General features: G+C 73.7%; 15 protein-coding genes and 1 riboswitch. Of the genes, 5 read left to right on the top strand and 10 right to left on the bottom strand.

Annotated features, from left to right (window positions below; all coding sequences use genetic code 11):
• The first annotated feature begins 95 nt into the window (after nt 1-95).
• Nucleotides 96-1,022, top strand: coding sequence for a GNAT family N-acetyltransferase (locus SM577_RS04385; protein ID WP_474586348.1), 927 nt, complete (start codon nt 96-98; stop codon nt 1,020-1,022).
• Nucleotides 1,023-1,110: 88 nt separating this feature from the next.
• On the top strand, nt 1,111-1,356 hold the full coding sequence (locus SM577_RS04380) for a hypothetical protein (protein ID WP_302920761.1): 246 nt from the start codon (nt 1,111-1,113) through the stop codon (nt 1,354-1,356).
• Between the two features lie 57 nt (nt 1,357-1,413).
• Here the strand turns inward: SM577_RS04380 and groL are convergent, their stop codons facing one another.
• The 3 genes from groL to SM577_RS04365 all read right to left on the bottom strand — a co-directional run bounded on the left by groL (nt 1,414) and on the right by SM577_RS04365 (nt 4,931).
• Complete coding sequence (gene groL / locus SM577_RS04375) at nt 1,414-3,036, bottom strand: chaperonin GroEL (RefSeq protein ID WP_302920760.1); 1,623 nt, start codon at nt 3,034-3,036, stop codon at nt 1,414-1,416.
• A 274-nt stretch (nt 3,037-3,310) separates the two neighbouring features.
• The gene (locus tag SM577_RS04370) at nt 3,311-4,630 is read right to left on the bottom strand and encodes a hypothetical protein (RefSeq protein ID WP_302920759.1); all 1,320 of its coding nucleotides are present in this window, start codon (nt 4,628-4,630) and stop codon (nt 3,311-3,313) included.
• A gap of 97 nt (nt 4,631-4,727) precedes the next feature.
• Nucleotides 4,728-4,931, bottom strand: coding sequence for a cold-shock protein (locus SM577_RS04365; RefSeq protein WP_013288855.1), 204 nt, complete (start codon nt 4,929-4,931; stop codon nt 4,728-4,730).
• 219 nt (nt 4,932-5,150) lie between these two features.
• On the opposite strand from SM577_RS04365, the gene SM577_RS04360 reads away from it, so the two are divergent.
• Nucleotides 5,151-5,681 carry a GNAT family N-acetyltransferase gene (locus SM577_RS04360; protein WP_302920757.1) on the top strand — a complete coding sequence of 177 codons (531 nt, stop codon included), beginning with the start codon at nt 5,151-5,153 and terminating at the stop codon, nt 5,679-5,681.
• Nucleotides 5,682-5,897: 216 nt separating this feature from the next.
• Here the strand turns inward: SM577_RS04360 and paaN are convergent, their stop codons facing one another.
• From paaN to SM577_RS04340, 4 genes are all read right to left on the bottom strand, one after another.
• The gene (paaN, locus tag SM577_RS04355; RefSeq protein ID WP_302920756.1) at nt 5,898-7,571 is read right to left on the bottom strand and encodes a phenylacetic acid degradation protein PaaN; all 1,674 of its coding nucleotides are present in this window, start codon (nt 7,569-7,571) and stop codon (nt 5,898-5,900) included.
• Between the two features lie 52 nt (nt 7,572-7,623).
• Entirely contained in the window at nt 7,624-8,643 is a 1,020-nt protein-coding gene (locus SM577_RS04350) for an N-acetyltransferase family protein (protein ID WP_474586347.1), read from the bottom strand.
• Nucleotides 8,644-9,046: 403 nt separating this feature from the next.
• On the bottom strand, nt 9,047-10,333 hold the full coding sequence (thrC, locus tag SM577_RS04345; RefSeq protein WP_474586346.1) for a threonine synthase: 1,287 nt from the start codon (nt 10,331-10,333) through the stop codon (nt 9,047-9,049).
• A gap of 11 nt (nt 10,334-10,344) precedes the next feature.
• Nucleotides 10,345-10,480, bottom strand: a riboswitch (SAM riboswitch).
• A gap of 75 nt (nt 10,481-10,555) precedes the next feature.
• Nucleotides 10,556-11,536: a DMT family transporter gene (locus SM577_RS04340; protein ID WP_474586345.1), complete on the bottom strand. Its 981-nt coding sequence runs from the start codon at nt 11,534-11,536 to the stop codon at nt 10,556-10,558.
• 91 nt (nt 11,537-11,627) lie between these two features.
• Here SM577_RS04340 and SM577_RS04335 point away from each other — a divergent pair, with 91 nt between their 5' ends.
• On the top strand, nt 11,628-11,945 hold the full coding sequence (locus SM577_RS04335) for an ArsR/SmtB family transcription factor (RefSeq protein WP_474586344.1): 318 nt from the start codon (nt 11,628-11,630) through the stop codon (nt 11,943-11,945).
• Nucleotides 11,946-12,999: 1,054 nt separating this feature from the next.
• The gene (locus SM577_RS04330; protein ID WP_474586343.1) at nt 13,000-13,668 is read left to right on the top strand and encodes a DUF4232 domain-containing protein; all 669 of its coding nucleotides are present in this window, start codon (nt 13,000-13,002) and stop codon (nt 13,666-13,668) included.
• 207 nt (nt 13,669-13,875) lie between these two features.
• On the opposite strand, the gene SM577_RS04325 is transcribed toward SM577_RS04330, so the two are convergent.
• From SM577_RS04325 to SM577_RS04315, 3 genes are all read right to left on the bottom strand, one after another.
• Nucleotides 13,876-16,308: a choice-of-anchor D domain-containing protein gene (locus tag SM577_RS04325; protein ID WP_474586342.1), complete on the bottom strand. Its 2,433-nt coding sequence runs from the start codon at nt 16,306-16,308 to the stop codon at nt 13,876-13,878.
• Between the two features lie 153 nt (nt 16,309-16,461).
• The gene (locus tag SM577_RS04320; protein ID WP_474586341.1) at nt 16,462-17,361 is read right to left on the bottom strand and encodes an ABC transporter permease; all 900 of its coding nucleotides are present in this window, start codon (nt 17,359-17,361) and stop codon (nt 16,462-16,464) included.
• Nucleotides 17,361-20,231 (bottom strand): alpha/beta fold hydrolase, encoded by a 2,871-nt coding sequence (locus SM577_RS04315; RefSeq protein WP_474586340.1) that lies wholly within the window; start codon nt 20,229-20,231, stop codon nt 17,361-17,363. Before SM577_RS04315 ends, SM577_RS04320 begins: the two co-directional genes overlap by 1 nt.
• Nucleotides 20,232-20,262: the final 31 nt, after the last annotated feature.

Here is a 20,262-nt window from a genome sequence, read left to right as displayed (position 1 = left end):
GCCGGGCGGACCCGGCCGCGCCGGGCTCCGGGCCGCCGGCGGTTCCCGTGCGGCCCTTGCGCGCCCCGGTACCCGGTGATCTAGGGTCGGCCACCATGGACGCGGAGATCGTCGAGCTGAGCGCCGACCGGACGCCGGCCGTGGTGGAGCTGTGCCGTCGGGCGCTGGACCTGCCGGAGGACGCGGCCGAGGCCGCCGAGATCGTGGCCGCCCTATGGACCCGGGCCGGCGCGGACCGGCCGGTGGTCGCGCTGGGCGCGTACCGGGGCGGGGAGCTGGTGGGTGCGCTGATCTGCTCGGTCGGCAGCGCCGACCAGCGGCTCGGGCACGTGGACCTGGTGGCGGTCGACCCGGGCGCGCGGCGCCGGGGCGTGGGGCGGGCGCTGCTCGGGCACGCCGAGCGCAGGCTCGCCGCGCTGGGCGCGACCGAGGTGCTGCTGGCCGGGAACCCGCCCTACTACGCCTGGCCCGGCATCGACGTCCGGTACACCCCGGCGGTCTGCGCCGCGCTGGCGCTCGGCTACCGGCAGGACCGGACGGCCTGGAACATGACCGCCGACCTGTCGTACGAGGGGTCGCCCGCGCTGCGGTCCACCGAGGACGCCGAGCGGCGGCTGGCCGGGCAGGGCGTCACCGTACGCCGGGCCGAGCCGGCCGACCTGCCGGCGCTGACCGCGTTCGCCCGGTCCACCTTCGGCGGGGCCTGGGACGCCGAGCTGCTCGGCTCGGTCGGCCGGGACGGGGCGGGCTGCCACCTGGCGGAGCGGGACGGCGAGGTGCTCGGCTTCGCCGCGTACGGGTCGAGCCGGCCGAGCTGGTTCGGGCCGATGGGCACCGCCCCGGCGGCCGAGGGCTCCGGCATCGGCGGGGTGCTGCTGCGCCGCTGCCTGCGCGACCAGCACGCGGCCGGGCTGGCGGCGGCACAGATCGGCTGGGTCGGGCCGGTGCCGTTCTACTCCGGCAGCGCGGGCGCCCGGATCGAGCGGGTCTTCTTCCTGTACCGCCGGACGATCCAGCCCTGACCGAGGCGAACCGGACATAGATCCCGATAACGCCGTTCACCCGCAGCGCCGACCGCCGCCTCCTACCGTTTCGGTAGAGGAGGCAGCCATGACCACGGACGACGAACATACCGACGACGTCCAGCCCGTCACCTGGACCCCGGTCGGCGAACTCCCCGGGCAACTGCCGTTCGACCGGCTCGACTACGGCGACGCCGAACAACTGGCCGAGATGGCCGGCACCGAGCCGGCCGAGGTGGAGGAGCCGCTGGAGATGGTCGACGCGCCGATCCAGGTCCGGCCGCCGTACGACCGGGCACAGAAGCGGCGTAACCAGCGCCCGTTGCCCACCTGACGACGAAACGGGGCGGACCGCGTCAGCGGCCCGCCCCGTTTCCGGTCGGAACTGGACTCAGAAGTCCATGTCCCCGCCACCCGGACCAGCCGGGGCGGCCGGGGTCTTCTCCGGCTTGTCCGCCACGACGGCCTCGGTGGTGAGGAACAGCGCCGCGATCGACGACGCGTTCTGCAGCGCCGAGCGGGTCACCTTGGCCGGGTCGATGATGCCCGCGGCCAGCAGGTCGACGTACTCGCCGTTGGCGGCGTTGAGGCCGTGGCCGGCCTCCAGGTTGCGGACGTGCTCGACGACCACGCCACCCTCGAGGCCGGCGTTGACGGCGATCTGCCGCAGCGGAGCGTCCAGCGCGATCTTGACGATCTGCGCGCCGGTCGCCTCGTCGCCGGTCAGGTCCAGCTTGTCGAAGGCGGTCTTGCCGGCCTGCACCAGCGCGACACCACCACCCGGGACGATGCCCTCCTCGACGGCGGCCTTCGCGTTGCGCACGGCGTCCTCGATGCGGTGCTTGCGCTCCTTCAGCTCGACCTCGGTGGCCGCGCCGACCTTGATCACCGCGACGCCACCGGCCAGCTTGGCCAGCCGCTCCTGCAGCTTCTCCCGGTCGTAGTCGGAGTCGCTCTTGTCGATCTCGGCCCGGATCTGGTTCACCCGGCCCTGGATCTGCTCGGCGTCACCGGCACCGTCGACGATCGTGGTCTCGTCCTTGGTCACCACGACCTTGCGGGCCCGGCCCAGCATGTCGAGGCCGACGGCGTCCAGCTTGAGGCCGACCTCCTCGCTGATGACCTGGCCACCGGTGAGGATGGCGATGTCGGTGAGCATGGCCTTGCGGCGGTCACCGAAGCCCGGCGCCTTGACGGCGACCGACTTGAAGGTGCCACGGACCTTGTTGACCACCAGGGTGGCCAGGGCCTCGCCCTCCAGGTCCTCGGCGATGATCAGCAGCGGCTTGCCCGACTGCATGACCTTCTCGAGGATCGGGAGCAGGTCCTTCACCGACGAGATCTTGCTGTTGACGATCAGGATGTACGGGTCGTCGAAGACGGCCTCCATACGCTCCGGGTCGGTCATGAAGTACGCGGAGATGTAGCCCTTGTCGAAGCGCATACCCTCGGTGAGCTCCAGCTCCAGGCCGAAGGTGTTGCTCTCCTCGACGGTGATGACGCCTTCCTTGCCGACCTTGTCCATCGCCTCGGCGATGATCTCGCCGACGCTGGTGTCACCAGCCGAGATGGAGGCGGTGGAGGCGATCTGCTCCTTGGTCTCCACGTCCTTGGCGAGCTTGAGCAGCTCCTCCGAGACGCTGGCCACGGCGGCCTCGATGCCCCGCTTCAGGGCCATCGGGTTGGCGCCGGCGGCCACGTTGCGCAGGCCCTCACGAACCAGGGCCTGGGCCAGGACGGTCGCCGTCGTCGTGCCGTCACCGGCCACGTCGTCGGTCTTCTTCGCGACCTCCTTGACCAGCTCGGCGCCGATCTTCTCGTACGGGTCCTCGAGCTCGATCTCCTTGGCGATGCTCACACCATCGTTGGTGATGGTGGGGGCACCCCACTTCTTCTCGAGCACGACGTTGCGGCCCTTGGGGCCGAGGGTCACCTTCACGGCGTCGGCGAGCTGGTTCATGCCCCGCTCGAGGCCGCGGCGCGCCTCTTCGTCGAACGCGATCATCTTGGCCATACGGCGTTGTCCTCCTGGACACTCACGGGCCACCCGAGTGTGTGTCCCGGATGGGCCGCCTGGTGTACGCACCTTGGGACGTCGCCACCGGACGACGGCGACGCCTCCTCGGCCGGGCCGGATAGCCCGCGACGACCGGCCACGTGCCTCGCCGGCGGTTGTCCCACCGGCGTGGCCGCGGCCCCACCGCCCCGACCATTGGCACTCACAGGTTGCGAGTGCCAATGACTTGTTTAGCACTCTCACTGGGCGAGTGCAAGCACGACCGCCCCGGTCAGCCGAGTTCGCCGGCCAGCCGGGCGGCGTTCACCGGGCCCTCGTGGGCGCGCTGCTCGGCGTAGGTCACCACCAGACCGACGAGCTGCACGACGTGTGCCGGCAGCGCCAGCACCGCGGCCACCAGGATGACCATGATCACGCCGACCGCCGAGCCCGCGGAGTCGAGCGGAGTCATGCCGAACGGCAGCGTGCCGACCGCCTCGACCACCCCGGCCACCATCGACCCGACGATCACCGCCGCCACCACCATCGCCACCCGGCCGAGCAGCAGGCCCAGCCGGTCGTGGAACATCCGCCAGGCCCGGCCGATCGGGGCCTGCCGCTCGAAGAGCCAGACCGGGCCGGCCATGCTCAACGCGAACGCGAAGTAGATGCCGGGGATCACGCAGAGGCAGGTGCCGAGCGCGACGATCAGACCGATCAGCAGGGTCCAGCCCCAGAGTCCGAGCGCCCGGCGCAACCCGTACCGCAGCGCGGCGCCCAGCCCCACCGGCTCGCCGGCCGCCTGCCGGGCGACCACCCAGCTGCCGGCGGCCCACCCCACGCTCTGCACCAGGCCGAAGAGCAGGCTGCCGCCGATCAGCACGCCGAGCATGGTGGCCAGGTCGGTGAGGAAGGTGTCCGGCAGGGCGTCCGGGTCCTGGCCGACCGTGGCGTCCCACTCGGCCGTCGGGTCGACCGCCAGGCTGATCACCGACAGCACCGCGGCCGGCAGCACCTGGGTGAGCAGCAGGATCGGCAGCAGCAGCCGCCAGCCGCGGCGGATCGCGCCGACGCACCGGTCGAACCAGCCGGACACCCCCGCCCCGGGCGGGGTGACCAGCGGGTCGGTCGGGTCGAAGCCGTAGCCCGGCGGGTACCAGCCCGGGTACCCGGGCGCCGGCTGCGGATACCCGGGCACGCCGTACCCGCCGGTCGGGAAGCCGCCGGTGGGCGGCGTCGGCCAGCCCGGCCCGCCGGCGGCCGGCGGCCAGCCCTGCGGACCGTACGGGGTACCGCCGCCCGGCCACGGTTGCGGCGCGGCCGGATCCCACGACGGAGGCTGCTGCGCCCCGGCGGGTGGCGGCGCGGCCGGGTCCCACGGCTGGGCCGGCTGGGCGCCGGACGGTGGCGGAGCGGCCGGGCCGGTGGCGCCGGGCGGTTGCGGCGCGGTGGCGTCCCACGGCTGGGCCGCCGGAGGCGGCGGCGCGGTCGGCTCCCCGGGCCGGCCGGCAGCGGACGGCTCCGCCGGCTGGTTGGCACCCGGAGCGGGGTCGCCCGCTCCGGGGGTGCCGGGGTTGGGGGACGACGCGTCCGGGGGCGGCTGGTCGGACATGAACCCTCCTCAGCGAGAGCTGGAACGGCTCACGATCTTTCCTGGTGCGGTGGCCGCACCGCAGCCCCCCGGCGCGTCGGAACGTGGGGGCGCCGGATCAGGCGATGACGCGCACCCGCTCGGCCTGCGGCCCCTTCTGGCCCTGGGCGATCTCGAACTCCACCCGCTGGCCGTCGTCCAGCGCCTTGTAGCCGTCCATCTCGATGGCGGAGAAGTGGACGAAGACGTCCTGCCCGCCGTCGACGGCGATGAAGCCGTAGCCCTTTTCGGCGTTGAACCACTTCACGGTGCCCTGTGCCACGGTGCACTTCCTCACTCTGCGCGGCGTACCACAACCCGGAGGCCGGCACGCCGGCATCCCGGGGCCACCGTTCGGCGATCGGCGACGGCCGCTGAAACGGTGACCGAAATCGCACGCTACACGAGGCGTGACTACGGTGCACGACCACAAATCGGGCATATTCCGAATGATCGCGGACTCGGCGGGATCGTCGTCCGTCGTTGTGATAGGCATGCGGGCATGACCAGCGATCCGGGCGGGCCGGGCCGGCGGGTGGCGGAGGTTCGACGGGTCCGGCCGCGGGACGCCGCCCGGATGCGGGCGCTGCGCCTGGAGATGCTGGCCGACGCGCCGCTGGCGTTCCTGGAGACCCTGGCCGACGCGGCGGCCCGCCCGCACGCCGAGTTCGCCGCGCGGGTCGCGTACACCTCGACCGGCACCGACACCGCGCAGTTCGTCGCCGACCCCGGTGGTCGGTTCGTCGGGCACGCCGGGGGCACCACGATCCCGACCGAGCCCGGCCTCACCGTGATCTACGCGGTCTACGTGACCCCGACCTGGCGCGGCAGTGGACTGCTCAGCGAACTGGTGGCGGCGGTGGCGCAGTGGTCCCGGGAGTGCGGCCGGCCCGAGCTGATGCTGGAGGTGGTGGTCGGCAACGACCGCGCCTACCGGGCCTACCAGCGCCTCGGCTTCGTCGACACCGGCGTCCGGGTGCCCCACCCCACCATCCCCGCCCTGACCGAACTCCAGATGCGCCGCCCCGCCTGACCCACAGACCCGGCTGGCCCCCGCTGACCGTAAACCCAACCCGAGGCAGCACCCCGAAGATCAACACCCCCGGGGCGCAGGGTCCCGACGCAGTCCGACCCGGAAGGGTTTCCGGGGCAGCCCGCCCCGCGTCGGGATCAAGCCTGACCGCCCAGAGCGGGGCGGGCTGCCCCGGAAACCCCAACCGCAACCACGGCTGCCCCCGAAAACCCGAACTCAGACGTGCCGACGCGACTGCACGATCCGGAACCGGTTCGCCACGTACGCCCCGTCCGTCAGCGCCGCGTTGGCCGCCGGGTTGGCGCCGCTGCCGTGGAAGTCGGAGAAGGCCGCCGACTGGTTGACGAACACCCCGCCGGTGAGGTTGCAGGACAGGTGCACCCCGACCTCGATCGCCGCCGCCTCGGCGGCGTCCAGCACCGCCTCGTCGGTGGAGTAGACGCCCGCGGTGAGCGCGCCCTTCTCCCCGACGGTCTTCCGCATGATCTCCAGGCTGTGCGTCGTCGAGTCGGTGGGGATGACGAACGAGATCGGCCCGAACCACTCCCGGCCGTAGGTCGCGGTGTCGTCCGCGCCGACCTTGACCACCGTCGGGGTGCGGACCACCGCGCCCGGGAAGGCCGGGTGCTCGACGGTACGCGACTCCAGCACCGGCTCGCCGACCTTGGTCACCTCGTCCAACCGCTCCAGCACACCGTCGTTGACGATCGCCCCGGTCAGCTCGACGCCCCGGGCCGGGTCGCCGGTGAGCTTGCCGACCGCGGCGGCGATCCCGCCGGCCACCTCGTCGAAGCTCTTGTGCCCCTGGTCGGTCTCGATGCCGCCGGCGGGGATCAGGATGTTCTGCGAGGTGGTGCACATCTGGCCGCTGTAGAGGGTCAGGGTGAAGCCGAGGTTGCGGCACATCCCGGCGAAGTCGTCGGTGGAGTCGATCACCACGGTGTTCAGGCCGGCCTTCTCGGTGTAGACCGCCGCCTGCCGGGCGTTGGCCTCCAGCCAGTCGCCGTACTCGGTGGAGCCGGTGAAGTCGACGATCTTCACAGCCGGGTGCAGGGCCAGCGTCGAGGCGAGCTTCTCGCCCGGGGCCTCGGCGGCCAGCAGCACCAGGTCGGGGTCGAAGCCCGCCTCGGCGAGCACCTCGCGGGCGTACCGGACGGTGATCGCGAGCGGCAGGACCGCACGGGGGTGCGGCTTGACGATCACCGGGTTGCCGGTGACCAGCGAGGCGAACAGCCCCGGGTACGAGTTCCAGGTCGGGAACGTGTTGCAGCCGATGACCAGGCCCACCCCGCGGGGCACCACGTGGAACGTCTTGGTCATCCGCAGCGGGTCGCCCTTGCCGGCCGCCTTCTCCCAGCCGGCCGTCCCCGGGTGCCGGGTCATCTCCGCGTACGCGTAGGCCAGCGCCTCCAGCGCCCGGTCCAGGGCGTGCGCGCCGCCGGCCTGGAAGGCCATCACGAACGCCTGCCCGCTGGTGAACTGCACAGCGTTGGCCAGCTCGAAGATGTGCTTGTGCAGCCGGTCGAGGATCTCCAGGCAGACCCCCACCCGGGCCTGCGGGCCGGCGTCGCGCCAGGCGGGCAGCGCGGCGCTCGCCGCGGCGACCAGCTCGTCGGCGCCGGCGTGCGGGTAGCGGACGTCCAGCGCCACGCCGAACGGGCTGGTCTCGGTGGCCACCCGGTCGCCGGCGCCCGGCTGGTCGAGGGGGAAGTCGCCGCCCAGGTACGCCTCGAAGGCGGCCTTGCCGTCGGCGGCGGCGGTCTCGCCGTAGACCCGGGGGCTGGGGGACTCGGGATAGGCGGACCAGTACCCGCGCTCCGTGATCGCGGTCAGCGCCCGGTCGAGGGTGTCGGCGTGCCTGTCGTACAGGGGGTGCGGGGTCTCCGTCATGCCCGCCATCATGCAACAGGTGGCACCAAAATCAGTAGGCCCGTGTCACAACTCAGATGGTCAGCTGCCAGTCGGTCCAGCCGTCCACCGAGCGGAAGCCCAGCTGCTCGTTGATCCGCACCATGTGCGCGTTCTCGGCCGCGTTGAAGGTGTCGATCGCGCGTACCGCCGGCTCGTGGGTCAGCAGGTGACGCAGGTTCTCGATCTTGCCGAGCAGGCCGAGTCGCCGGCCGCGGTGCTCCGGGTCGACGATGGTGATCTGCTGGAACGCGTGCCAGTCGGCGGACGCGCCCACGTCGAGCAGCGTCCAGGCGACCAGCCGGCCGGACTCCTCGTGGCGTACCGCCGTGTGGTAGCGCCGCCGGCCGCGCGCGTCCAGCGCCCGCTCGGTGCCCCGGACCCGTTCGGCGTCCACCCGCTCCGCCTCCCAGTGCAGGTCGCCGATGGGTGAGTCGGTCATCAGCCGGCCGTCCAGGTAGGCGATGTCGGCCAGGTGTTCCTCCGGCGTCGCGCCGCGCCACTGGACGGTCCGGTAGCCCTGGGCGTGGCCCCGGGCCTCGGCGAGCAGCGCGTCCAACCCCGCCGGGTCGAGCCGGGTGGTGTCGAGCCGGCGCCGGATCTCGGCGAGCGCCGGGTGCGCGCCGAGGGCGGCCGCGAACGCGGCCCCGGCCGCCGGCCGGGGCGGGCCGCCGGGCAGCGCGGAGACCGCCATCCCGACCACCCGCTTGCGGCCCTGCTCGCGCAGCAGCCGTACGCCGTGCTCGTGCAACGCCCGGCCGACGCCGCGCCGACGGTACGCCGGGTGCACGATCAGGTCGGCGGTGGCGTTGTCGGTGTTGTCCAGTTGCGGCAGGTCGAGCGCGAGATAGCCGGCCGGTACGCCGTCCAGCCGGGCCAGCGCCCAGAGCGCGGCGGTGCCCGGCATCGGGTGCCGGACGCTGGCCTCGAACCGTCGCCGGCAGAACGGCGGGAAGTCGGGCAGGTCGGCGTCGTTGGCCGCGGCGCCCACCTGGTACGCCGCGTCGATCGCGGCCTGGTCGGTTGCCTCGATCGGCGCGATCGTGATGCTCATGCAGCGAGGGTGCGCCCGGGAACGACGATCGGGCCAGCGAATTTCGCCGGCCCGATCGGAGGTTGGTCGGGAGGGGCGCTCGCACAACGCCGCCGGCGTTGGGTCGTAAGGACTCGCAAGTCTTCCGGCGAAACGCCCTCCCGCACGGAGCATCTTGCGCCGTCCGGTTCCTACCGTCAAGTCCCCGACGGCGGGTTTTCCGCACCCAGAGCAAAAAGCCCGTTACCCGGCGGATCGGCCGCATCCCCCGTCCGGGTGATCCGCGCCTCCGGCGGGCGGCCGGGACGCCCGGTCGGTGACCGACTCCGTTTTCCGGAGGTCGCGGTGTCCGAGCCGGCTGGACACCGCGACCTCCGGGACGTCGCGTCGAGCGCTCGCCCGGTCAGCCCGCCGAGCGGGCGGTTCAGCCGAGCAGGCGGGCGTCGCGGGCGGCGCGCAGCGAGGGCTTGATCCGGTGGGTCGGGCCGACCTGGCCGGCGACCGCGTCGAGGGTCTTCAGCCCTTCGCCGGTGTTGAAGACCACGGTCTCCGCGGCCGGGTCGAGCCGGCCCGACTCGACCAGCTTGCGCAGCACGGCGACGGTCACCCCGCCGGCGGTCTCGGCGAACACCCCGGTGGTACGGGCGAGCAGCCGGATGCCGGCCCGGATCTCGTCGTCGTCGACGTACTCCATCCAGCCCCCGGTACGGCGCACCGCCTCCAGCGCGTAGAGGCCGGCCGCCGGGTCGCCGATGTTGAGCGACTTGGCGATGCCGGTCGGCTTGACCGGGGTGATGGTGTCGGTGCCGGCGTGCAGCGCGGTGGCGATCGGGTTGCAGCCGGCCGACTGGGCGCCGAACACCTTCCAGCCGCCGGCCGGCGGCTCGACCAGGCCGATCTCGACCAGCTCGGCGAATGCCTTGTCGATCTTGGTGAGCAGCTCGCCGCTGGCCATCGGGATCACCACCTGCGCGGGGATCCGCCAGCCGAGCTGCTCGGCCACCTCGTAGCCGAGCGTCTTGGAACCCTCGGCGTAGTAGGGGCGCACGTTCACGTTGACGAACGCGGTGTCCTCGAACTCGTCCGTCTCCACCAGTTCGCCGCAGAGCCGGTTCACGTCGTCGTACGAGCCGTCGATGGCGACCAGCTCGCCGCCGTAGACGGCCGTGGTGACCACCTTGCCCTGCTCCAGGTCACTGGGGATGAAGACCACCGACGGGGCGCCGACCCGGGCCGCGTGCGCGGCGACCGAGTTGGCCAGGTTGCCGGTGGAGGCGCAGGCGAACCGGGTGAAGCCGAGCGCCCGGGCGGCGGTCAGCGCCACCGACACCACCCGGTCCTTGAACGAGTGGGTGGGGTTGGCGCTGTCGTCCTTGACCCAGAGCGGGGCGGTGATGCCCAGCTCGGCGGCGAGGTGCGGGGCGGCGACCAGCGGGGTGAGCCCCGGGTCGAGGGTCACCCGGGCCGCCGGGTCCTGGCCGGCGGGCAGCAGCGCGGCGTACCGCCAGAGGTTGGCCGGGCCGGCCTCGATCTGCTCCCGGGTGACCTTGGCCAGCTCGGCGGTGTCGTAGTCGACCTCCAGCGGGCCGAAGCACTCGTAACAGGCGTGCTGGGCGGCGAGCGGGTAGCGGGCCGAGCAGGCGCGGCAGACCAGGGCGCGGGCGGGGCTGGCGGAGGTGTCGATGCCGGAGGCGGCGAGCGTCGACGTCATGTCGAGGAGTCCTCTCATCTTTCCCCGCATCGCACTCTGCGGCGGGGACGGAATTGGCACCTGCCCCGCCGGTCGCTCAGCGGTGAGCGCGCGGGGTGGTTGCCGGGGCGTCGTCGGGCCGTATCCCTCAGCCCCTCTGGATGAGGTATGCAGTTGTGCCGCCGAGTCTAAGCGCTCGCCCCGACGCGCCTCTGCCGGGTTCCCACGCTGTGAGCGGGCCGGCTACCGGCCGACCACGGCGACCGGGTCGACGACCGCCACCGGGTCGGCGACGGCCACCGCCTCGGCGTGGTTGGCCGGGCGCGGGCGGGCGGCCCGGCGGGGCCGGGTGGCCAGGTTGGCGGCGACCAGGGCGGCGATGGTGATAGCCACGCCAGCCAGCTCCACCGCGCCGGGCCGGTAGCCGCGGGCGATCTGCACCGCGAACGTGGTCACCGGCACCAGGTTCATGAACAGCGCCGCGTTGGCCGCGCCGAGCCGCTGCACGCCGGTGTTCCAGGCCAGCACCGCGACCACCGCGGCCACGATGACGGCGTACGCCAACTGCGGGGCGACCGCGACGAGGTCGGCGGCGGCCGGCGCGTGCTGCCAGCCGGCCAGGTCCGCCAGCACGCTGGCGGCCAGCATGGCGAGCGTGCCGGCGAGCGCGGTGAGCGTGGTGTAGCGCAGCGGCGACCAGCCGCCGAACCGGCTCCCGCCGTGCGTGTAGACCGCCCAGCCGAGCACCGCACCGATCGTCAGCACCGCGCCCACGCCGAACTCGCCGAGGCCGTCGAGCCGGCCGCGGGTGAGCACCAGACCGATGCCGGCCAGCGCCACCAGGGAGAGCGCGAAGAGCGCCGGGCGCGGGCGTACGCCGTCGCGCGCCCAGCGGACCAGCTGGGTGACCAGCGGGATGGTGGCGGCGAAGAGCGCGATCTGCTGCGGGGCGGCCTGCCCGAGCGCCAGGTTGATCAGTAGGTTGAAGCCGGCGAACCCGACGACGCCGAGCACCACGATCTCGGTGGCCCGCCCGGCCGGCCGCAGTGCGCCGCCGCCCTCCCGGAACAGCAGCAGCGCGACCAGGATCGCGGTGGCCAGCAGGTACCGGGCGGTGGTCAGGTTGAGCGCGTCGACCCGGACCAGCGCGCTGGCCAGGACGGGGAACATCACCCCCCAGCTCAGCACGGCGAGCAGGGGGAAGGCGGCGGCCCGAGAGCGCATCCTCAGCTCCTATGTTCGAGTATCGTCGAACCAACGTCACCGACCCTAGGAGCTTGTTCGACAAAAGTCGAACAAGGGTTACACTGGTCACATGGAGCTGCACGAACCCGAGTTGCGCGACGTGCCGGTCACCGCCGTGCTGGCCGCGCTGGCCGACGATGTCCGGCTCCAGATCGTCCGCGCGCTCGCCGAGGGCGGCGGCGAGTACGCCTGCGGCACCTTCGAGTTCGGCATCTCCAAGGCCACCCGCAGCCACCACCTCAAGGTGCTGCGCGAGGCCGGGCTGACCCGCACCCGGGTCGCCGGCACCACTCGCTTCGTCCGGCTGCGCCGCGACGAGCTGGACCGCCTCTACCCCGGCCTGCTGGACGCGGTCCTCACCGCCCCCACCCCACCCACCCACGACTGACCGCTGGCCCGCGTTTCCCGCCTCCGATCCCGGCCCGCCCCCGCCGGCACCAGCCGTTTCGGTCCGGCTGCGCCGCGACCATCTGGACCGCCTCCACCCCGGCCTGCTGGACGCGGTCCTCACCGCCCCGACCCCCACCCGCGCTGACCGCCGGCCCCGCGCTCCCCGCCTCCGACCCCGGCCCGCCCCCGCGGCACCGGCCACTTCGCCCGGCTGCGCCGCGACGAGCTGGATCGCCTCCACCCCGGCCTGCTGGACGCGGTCCTCATCGCATCCACCCCCACCCCAGCCACCCACCACTGACCGCCGGCCCCCTCCGGCCCCGGCCCACCCCCGCCCTCGGCCGCACTGGCCTCGGCCCGCACTGACCCCCGGCCCCGACCCGGCCCCGGCCACATCCGGCCCGTCTGGCCCCGGCCTCACCCCCGCCCGCCGCCCGGCCCGCGGCCCGCGGCCTGCGGCATACCTTCCGCAGTCCCTGTCGAGCTGCCCCACCAACGAGACCAGCCCAACGAACACCCCCACCGGCCCTGTCGAGCTGCCCCACCAACGAGACCAGCCCAACGAACACCCCCACCGGCCCTGTCGAGCTGCCCCACCAACGGGACCAAGCCGACGAACACTCCTACCGGCCCTGTCGAGCTGCCCCACCAACGGGACCAAGCCGGCGAAAGCGCTCGCTGGACCTGTCGAGCTGATCCGGTCCGCGGAGTGCCTCCGTCGGTCCGCTCTTTGGGTGCGGTTGTTGTCGTTACGGCAACCACAACTGCACCCAAAGGCAGCCCACCCCCGCCACGTGCCAAGGCGGACGCCGCGCCGGCGAGGCCGGCGGGTGCCCCATGTTTCGGGACAGCTCGACAGTGCCGCCGTCGCCGGGCGTGCAGGCGGCAGGCGGCAGGCGGCAGGCGGCAGCATCGCCGGCGCTGGTCGCGGCGCCACCGGTCACCTGGCGACACCCACGCGCGGTTGCGAACGAGCCTCGGGCGGAGGCGGAGGCGGAGACGGAGACGGAGGCGGACCCGCGGCCGCTGGAAGGCGGTGGAAGGATGGGTCGATGCCTTCCCGACCACCCCGCCGCCGAATCCTGCTCGCCGCCGTACCGCTCGCGGCGATGCTGCCGCTGGCCGCCTGCACGCCCGGCGACCACGCCGGGATGGGTGGGGACGGGCCGGCCCCGTCCGGGGCGATCGGGGCGAGCCCGACGGCGGCCGGGGACGGCCCAACCGCCTGCCCGGAGTCGGGGGTCCGGATCCGGGCCCTGGGGACCGAGGCCGCCATGGGGCTGCGCGCGCTCGGCGTGGAGCTGGTGAACTGCGGCACGGCGGCGTACCCGGTGCACGGCTACCCGTCCCTGCGGCTGTTCGACGGCGACGGCACGCCGATCGCGGTCCAGGTGGTCGAGGGGGCGAAGGGCATCACCTCGGGCTTCGACGACCCGCCCCGGCCGCTGATCCTGCAACCGGGCGAGCGGGCCGGCGCCGCCCTGCTCTGGCGCAACCTGGTCACCGACTCCACGGTGGTGGCTACCAACGGCGAGCGCCTAGAGGTGGCCCCGGCCGCCGGCCAGCCGCCGCAGGCCGTCGAGTTGGACGGCCCGATCGACCTGGGCAACACCGGCCGGGTCGGGGTCAGCGCCTGGAAGAAGGCCACCGACCCGGCGGCCACGCCGACCCCGCCGGCCCCGGAAACGCCGGAGCCCACCCGGTCGGTGCCGCTCCTGTAGCCGGGGACGAGACACCCAGCACAGGACTCCCGCACCAGGCCGCCGGTGCCGAACGCCGGTGCCGGACGACCGAGCACGACGACCGAGCACGACGACCGAGCACGACGACCGAGCACGACGACCGAGCACGAGGACCGAGCACGAGGACGGCGGTGGCCTTCGCCTGCGAAGGCCACCGCCGTGTCGGTGCTGCCGCCGGTCAGCGGGTCACTTGCGGACCTTGTCCGGCGTGGGCAGCTCCCCCAGGCGGTACGGCGACCGCGAGGGGTCACCGGAGACGCCCTGCCCGGCGGAGCCGCTGGCCGTGCCGGGGTAGAGCCAGTACGTGCCGACGACGTCCGCCACCACGCCGGTGGTGCCGGAGTGGTTGTAGACGTTGAACGCGTCGGTCGGACCGATCAGGGTGACGGCGGCGTTCGCCACCGTCTGCCCCGCCGCGGCGTTGAGGTTGCTGACGTCCGGCCGGTCGATGCCGGTGACGCCGTTCGGCCACAGCTTCAGGTAGGTGCTGGCGGTGGGGCTGACCGCTGTGACGTTCAGCGCCAGCGCCCGGGTGCTGTCGGTCACCACCGAGCCCGGCGTGGTGACCGTGCCGATCACGGCCGGGCCGGGGTTGGTCGGCAGGCCCTGGCCGATGCGGCTGTCCACGATCCGGGTCGGCGTCTTCGGGTCGAAGCGCAACCCGTTGGCGAGACCGCCGTCGTCGATGAAGCCGACGATGTCGACGATCACGTGACTGTCCTTGTGCGTGTAGACGCCGAACGTCGGCAACTCCGCGCCCCACGGGCAGTCGTAGCAGCGCCGTACGGGCACCACCGCGAGATTCGGCGTGACCGACCCGGTCGCGTAGTTGACCGTGGACGTCGGCGGTTCCGGCCACTCACCGTTCCAGGCGGTCAGGAACCCGCTGGCCGACGGCGACACCGCGGTGATGTTGACGACCACGGCCCGCATCCGCGCGTTGGCCTCGGGGCCGTAGTTCACCGCGAGCCGGACCTGGTCCCCGGCCGGCAGCTTGCTGCCCCAGTCGCTCCGGCTGTCGAAGAGCCGCAGCGGCGCGACCGGCTGCAACTGCCCGCCGACGCCGATGCCGTTCATGATCGGCGTGTTGTCGCTGGCGTAGTAGCCGACCACGTCGACGATCGCGTGGGTGGAGCCGGCGTGGTTGGTGATGGCGACCTTGCCGCCGGTGCCGACGGCCACCGTCACCGAGTTCGAGCGGACCCAGCCCGCGCCGAAGTTCAGCGACGAGGCGGTGGGCTTCGCCCGCCCGGCCGGGTACACGGTCAGGTAGCTGGACGCCGTCGGCTCGGCGACGGTCACGTTGAGCACTACCGCGCCCACCCCGGCCGACGGCACGCCGCCCCGCCCGGTCACCTGGAGGTTCACCGTGCCGTTCGGGCCCAGCTTGGCCTTCGGGGCGCCGTTGCCGGTGCGCGTGTCCATGATCCGGGCCGGCGTCAGCGGGTAGTAGGTGCCCGTCGCGCCCACCACGCCGTTGAGGGTCAGCGGCACGGTACGGGGATTGGTGAGGCTGTCGTTCGGCAGCTGGAGGGTGGCGCTGCGGGCGCCCCCGCCGGCGGCCTTGGCGACCACGTCGACCCGGCAGGTCTGGTTCTTCGCCAGGGTGGCGCCCTTGCAGGTGTCGGCCTTGACGGCGAACGACGAAGCGTCGGTGCCCCCGATGGTGGCGGCGCCGAAGGTGACCGGCGTGTCACCGGTGCCGGTCACGGTCACCGACTGGGTGCCGCCCGTCTCGGCGATGTACTGGTCACCGAAGGCCAGCGACGCCGGGGCGACGCTGACCGTACGCGGGTCGACGCCGTTGACGCCGAGCTGCACCATCCGCTCGCCGACGACGGTGTTGTCGGGGAGCACCAGCAGGTTCCACTCGCCGCCCAGCTTGGTCGGCCGCACGCTCACCGTGACGGTGCACGTCTCGCCGGCCGCCCGGGTGGTGCCGGAGCAGGTGTCGGCCGTGATCGAGTAGGCGCCCGGGGTGTCGAACCGGGCCGTGCCGTACTCCACCGGGTCGGAGCCCATCGACCGTACGGTGATGGTCCGGCTCGCCGCCGGACCGCCGACGAGCCGGTCCCCGAAGTCGTGCGACATGGTGTCGGTGCCGGCGGCGGCGTAGCCGACGGTCGAGTTCCACCGGATCTCGCCGAACAGGTCGTGGCGGCTGGAGCCGCACGAGATCACGTAGTAGGCGGCGAACGAGGTGAGCCGGTCGGTCCCGGCGTCCCGGGTCGCCTCGCTGACGGAGAGGTAGCCCGGCGTCTCGGTGCAGGTGGCACCGTTGTGCGCGACGTCGATGAAGGCGAAGTCCTCGGCGCCCTCGACGCCGGTCAGCTCGTAGGTGGTTCCGGCGGTCCAGGTCTCACCGCTCGGCGGGGCCATCCGGAACGTCCAGGCGTCGCCGGCCTGGTCCGCGCGGAGGTTCAGCGCGTCGCCGGCGCCGGGCGTGACGGTGAAGGCGGCGCCGCCGGCCTGGTCGAAGACCCGCGACCCCTGGTGCCACCAGGAGAACGGGTTGCCGTCGACGGTCAGTGCGGTGTACGGCGCGGCCGGCGCCGCGGCGGCGCCGGCGGGAGAGGCCACCGCCGTCACCGCGACCATCGCGGTGATGGTGCCGATCACGGCACCCCGAAAGGTACGCAAGAAGACCCCGTCTCGTTGTGCAGAGCGAAATGCCAGCGGACCGTAGATCATCGATCCGTCGGCGGGCAAGACGGGTTGGGCAGGTCCGCCCGAAGGGGCCGGGAGATCAACCGGTCGGCGCGGCGGCGACCGCTACGACACCACGTCCTTGCGGGTGAACCGCCAGAAGGCCAGCCCCCAGAAGAGCGTCGCGTAGCTGATCGCCGAGATCGAGCCGCGCACCACGTCGTCGGTCTGCACCGGCGTGGAGAGCAGCCCCAGCCAGGCGGTGCTGTAGTGGGTGGGCAGGAAGGCGCGCAGCGCGCCGAGCGCGGTGATCTGGTCCAGGATGCTGGAGAGGATCCAGAGCAGCACCGCACCACCGACCGCGCCGAGCGCGGCGTCCGTGGTGACCGAGAGCAGGAACGCCAGCCCGGCCACCACCAGCAGGACGACCGCCAGGTAGCCGAGTACCGCCAGCAGTCGCAGCAGCCCCTCCCAAGGCTCCAGTTGCGCGGCGACCGTGCTGCGCAGCGGCTCCCAGCCGTAGCGCAGGGTGCCGATCAGCAGCGCGGTGCCGGCGAGCAGCAGCAGCGCCAGCGCCGAGTACGCGAGCGCCACCAGCAGCTTCACCGCCAGCAGCCGGGCCCGGGGCACCGGGATCGCCAGCAGGTAGCGCAGGCTGCCCCAGCTCGCCTCGCTGGCCACCGTGTCACCGCAGAACAGCGCCACCACCACGACCAGCAGGAACGACGCGGAGACGAAGATGGTGAAGAGGGTGAAGTTCAGCCCGCCGGTGGTGGCGAACTCGATCAGGCTGCCGAACTCGCCGCGCCCGTTGTCGTCGTCGTTGCCGGAGTCGAACTGGAACGCGATCAGGATGATCAGTGGCAGCAGCACCATGAACCCCAGCGCGAGCTGGGTGCGCCGCCGCGACGCCTGGCGGCGGAACTCCGCGGCGAACGGCAGGGTGGCCGAGGGCCGGTAGCCCGGCGCCGCGCCGATCGAGCCGGTCCCGCGCGCGCCGTCCGACGTGACCTGAGAGCCCGCCATCACCGGTCCCCGCTTCCCCGTGAGTTCTCGCCCACCAGGGCGAGGAACGCGTCCTCCAGGCGGCGCCGCGGCACCACCCGGTCCACTCCGATCCCGGCCCGGACCAGCTCGGCCACCACCTCGCTGCGGGCGGTGCCGTTGGTGTCCACGACCAGCTGCCCCTCGCCGTCGGGCAGCACGCGCACCCCCTCCAGCCGGTCCAGCACGGTACGGGCGGCGTCCGGGTCGGTCACCTCGAACAGCACGCTCGGCGACTCGCCGACGATCTCCTCGACCGGGCCGGCGGCGACGATCCGGCCCTTGTTCACCACCACGGCGTGCGTGCAGGTCTGCTCCACCTCGGCGAGCAGGTGGCTGGAGACCAGCACCGCCCGGCCGTCGGTGGCGTAGCGCTGGAGCACCCGGCGCATCTCGGCGATCTGCGGCGGGTCGAGCCCATCGGTCGGCTCGTCGAGCACCAGCAGCTCGGGCAGGCCGAGCATGGCCTGGGCGATGGCCAGCCGCTGCTTCATGCCGTGGCTGTACGTCTTGATCTTCCGGTGCACCGAGGCGCCCAGCCCGGCGATCTCCAGCGCCTCGTCGAAGCGCGCGTCCGCCACCGGCCGGCCGGTCGCCCGCCAGTACGCCTTGAGGTTCGCAAGGCCCGACAGGTGCGGCAGGAAGCCGGGCCCCTCCACCAGCGCGCCGATCCGGGACAGCACCGGGGAGCCGGGCACCAGCCGGTGCCCGAAGACGTAGATCTCGCCGGCCGTCGGCTGGGTCAGCCCCATCAGCACCCGCAGGGTGGTGGTCTTGCCGGCGCCGTTCGGGCCGAGCAGGCCGACCACCTGGCCGGGGTGCACCTCGAAGTCCACGTTGGAGACGGCGACGAAGCCGTCCGCGTACTCCTTGCGGAGTTGGCGCACGGCCAGGGGGGTGTCCGCGTACCCGGGATGGACGGAGCTGTCCTGGCGGCGGTGCCGGCGGCGGACCACGGCGACGACCACGACGAGCCCGACCGCGATCGCGGCGAGCAGGCCGGCCAGCACCCAGCGCCAGATCGTCGCGGTGGTGGGGATCGGCTCGCCGGTCACCGTGGGCAGGGTCACCGGCCCGTCGCCGGGGGCCACCGTGTAGACGGTCGGCTCGACCGGCGTGGCGTACGCCTGGTCGGAGGTGGCCACCACCACCCGGAGCCGGTGCCCGGCCTCGATCCGCCGGACGATCGCCGGCAGGGTCACCGTGACCGGCCGCGCCTCCTCGATCCGGCTCGGCAGGCCGGTGAGCCGGATCGGGGCGACCAGCCCGTTCGGCAGGGTGGCCCCGGCGCCCGGCTCGACGTCGTAGAGCTTGACGAAGAGCACCGCCTCGCCGGTCGGCGAGGCGACCCGGACCGACACGGTGGGCGCGCCGACCACGTCCACCGCCTCGTCCAGCGGCGCCGACTCGAACCGGGCGTGCTGGCCGGGCACGTCCCCGGCCACCCCGCCGAGCAGCGAGGAGAGTTCCCCGGCGAAGGGCACCGAGGAGATGGCGGCCGGGTTGCCGGCCGGCGGGTTGGCGATCGGCTGGGCCGGGCCGGCCACCGTGATCTCCCGGCGCGCGTCGCCGGCGGTGCCCGGGTAGTCGGCGGTGCGGTAGCCGGTGGCCACCAGGCCCCGGTCGAGGGCGTCGAAACCGGCGATCCGGGACCAGGTGAAGTCGTCGCCCGGGGCGTCGCCCTCGCCCCTGACGTAGTGGTCCAGCCACTGGATGGTCAGGTACCGCACCCGGTCGGTGTCGGTCTTCGGACCCTCGCCGCCGTCGTGGCCGCCGGTGAACCAGGCGACCCGGACGGGGGTGCCGGCCGCGGCGATGCCGCGGGCGTTGGCGTCCGCCTCGCTGAGCGGGAAGAGGGTGTCCGCCTCGCCCTGCACCAGCAGCGTCGGCGCGGTGATCCGGTCCAGCACGCCGGCCGGGCTGGAGCGGCGCAGCAGGTCCACGGCGGCCTGGTCGGCCCGGCCGGTGGTGGCGATCCGCAGGTACGCGGCGCAGACGTCGGCGGCGAACCGGCCGCAGGACGGGTCGGCGGCCCCGGCCGGGGCACCGCCCGGGCCGGTACCCGGCCCGGCGCCCGGCCCCGGAGCGGGCGGGCCGGCGGACGCCGGGGCACCCTCCGGCTGGGCGGCGGCCGTCCCGGAGAGCCCGGCCGGCCCGGTGCCGACGCTGCCGCCTCCGCCGAAGAAGAGCCCGGCCCAGCCCTTCTTGAACACCCCGTCGACGGGCTCCCGGCCGGTGCTCTCCGGCAGGAACGCCCGGGACAGGTCGTTCCACGTGATCATCGGGACGATCGCGTCGACCCGCCGGTCCCGCGCGGCGAGCAGCAGCGCCAGGCCGCCGCCGTACGAGCCGCCGACCACGCCGACCCGGGGGTCCCCGGCGCCGTCGGTGCGGATCTCCGGCCGGGCGGCCAGCCAGTCCAGCAGGCGCTCGGCGTCGCGGACCTCGTAGTCGGGGTGGTCCAGGTGGATCTGCCCGCCGCTGCGACCGAAGCCGCGGGCGGTCCAGGTCAGCACCGCGTAGCCGCGCCCGGCGAACTCCTCGGCGTCGGCGCGCACCGAGTCCTTGGTGCCGCCGAAGCCGTGCGCCAGCAGCACCGCCGGCACCTTCCGGGTGGCCGAGGCGTCCTCGGGCAGGTAGAGCGTGGTGTCCAGGTCCACCGGCTGGTCGCCGGCCGGTCCGGAGCGGACGGTGAGCATCGCGGCCTCGGTGCGTACCGCCGCCTCCCGCGGCCACACCGCCCAGGTGACGGCGGCGGCGAGCAGCACGACTGCCGTCGAGGCGGCGACCACCCGACGGCGGCGGGTGGGCAGGGCACGCCGGATCCGCGCGGCCGACAACGGCGATCTCATGCGGCACACGGTACGGGCCGGAGGCTGAGCG

The organism is Micromonospora desertarenae, from assembly GCF_056150265.1.
The sequence above is the reverse complement of the archived record's forward strand: the minus strand, read 5'-3'. Positions and strand labels throughout refer to the sequence as shown.

What these genes read in the sequence shown, in the direction of transcription:
- SM577_RS04385 (WP_474586348.1), top strand. Translation starts at nt 96, where the DNA reads ATGGACGCGGAGATCGTCGAGCTGAGCGCCGACCGGACGCCGGCCGTG.
- SM577_RS04380 (WP_302920761.1), top strand. Translation starts at nt 1,111, where the DNA reads ATGACCACGGACGACGAACATACCGACGACGTCCAGCCCGTCACCTGG.
- groL (WP_302920760.1), bottom strand. Translation starts at nt 3,036, where the DNA reads ATGGCCAAGATGATCGCGTTCGACGAAGAGGCGCGCCGCGGCCTCGAG.
- SM577_RS04370 (WP_302920759.1), bottom strand. Translation starts at nt 4,630, where the DNA reads ATGTCCGACCAGCCGCCCCCGGACGCGTCGTCCCCCAACCCCGGCACC.
- SM577_RS04360 (WP_302920757.1), top strand. Translation starts at nt 5,151, where the DNA reads ATGACCAGCGATCCGGGCGGGCCGGGCCGGCGGGTGGCGGAGGTTCGA.
- paaN (WP_302920756.1), bottom strand. Translation starts at nt 7,571, where the DNA reads ATGACGGAGACCCCGCACCCCCTGTACGACAGGCACGCCGACACCCTC.
- SM577_RS04350 (WP_474586347.1), bottom strand. Translation starts at nt 8,643, where the DNA reads ATGAGCATCACGATCGCGCCGATCGAGGCAACCGACCAGGCCGCGATC.
- thrC (WP_474586346.1), bottom strand. Translation starts at nt 10,333, where the DNA reads ATGACGTCGACGCTCGCCGCCTCCGGCATCGACACCTCCGCCAGCCCC.
- SM577_RS04340 (WP_474586345.1), bottom strand. Translation starts at nt 11,536, where the DNA reads ATGCGCTCTCGGGCCGCCGCCTTCCCCCTGCTCGCCGTGCTGAGCTGG.
- SM577_RS04335 (WP_474586344.1), top strand. Translation starts at nt 11,628, where the DNA reads ATGGAGCTGCACGAACCCGAGTTGCGCGACGTGCCGGTCACCGCCGTG.
- SM577_RS04330 (WP_474586343.1), top strand. Translation starts at nt 13,000, where the DNA reads ATGCCTTCCCGACCACCCCGCCGCCGAATCCTGCTCGCCGCCGTACCG.
- SM577_RS04320 (WP_474586341.1), bottom strand. Translation starts at nt 17,361, where the DNA reads ATGGCGGGCTCTCAGGTCACGTCGGACGGCGCGCGCGGGACCGGCTCG.
- SM577_RS04315 (WP_474586340.1), bottom strand. Translation starts at nt 20,231, where the DNA reads ATGAGATCGCCGTTGTCGGCCGCGCGGATCCGGCGTGCCCTGCCCACC.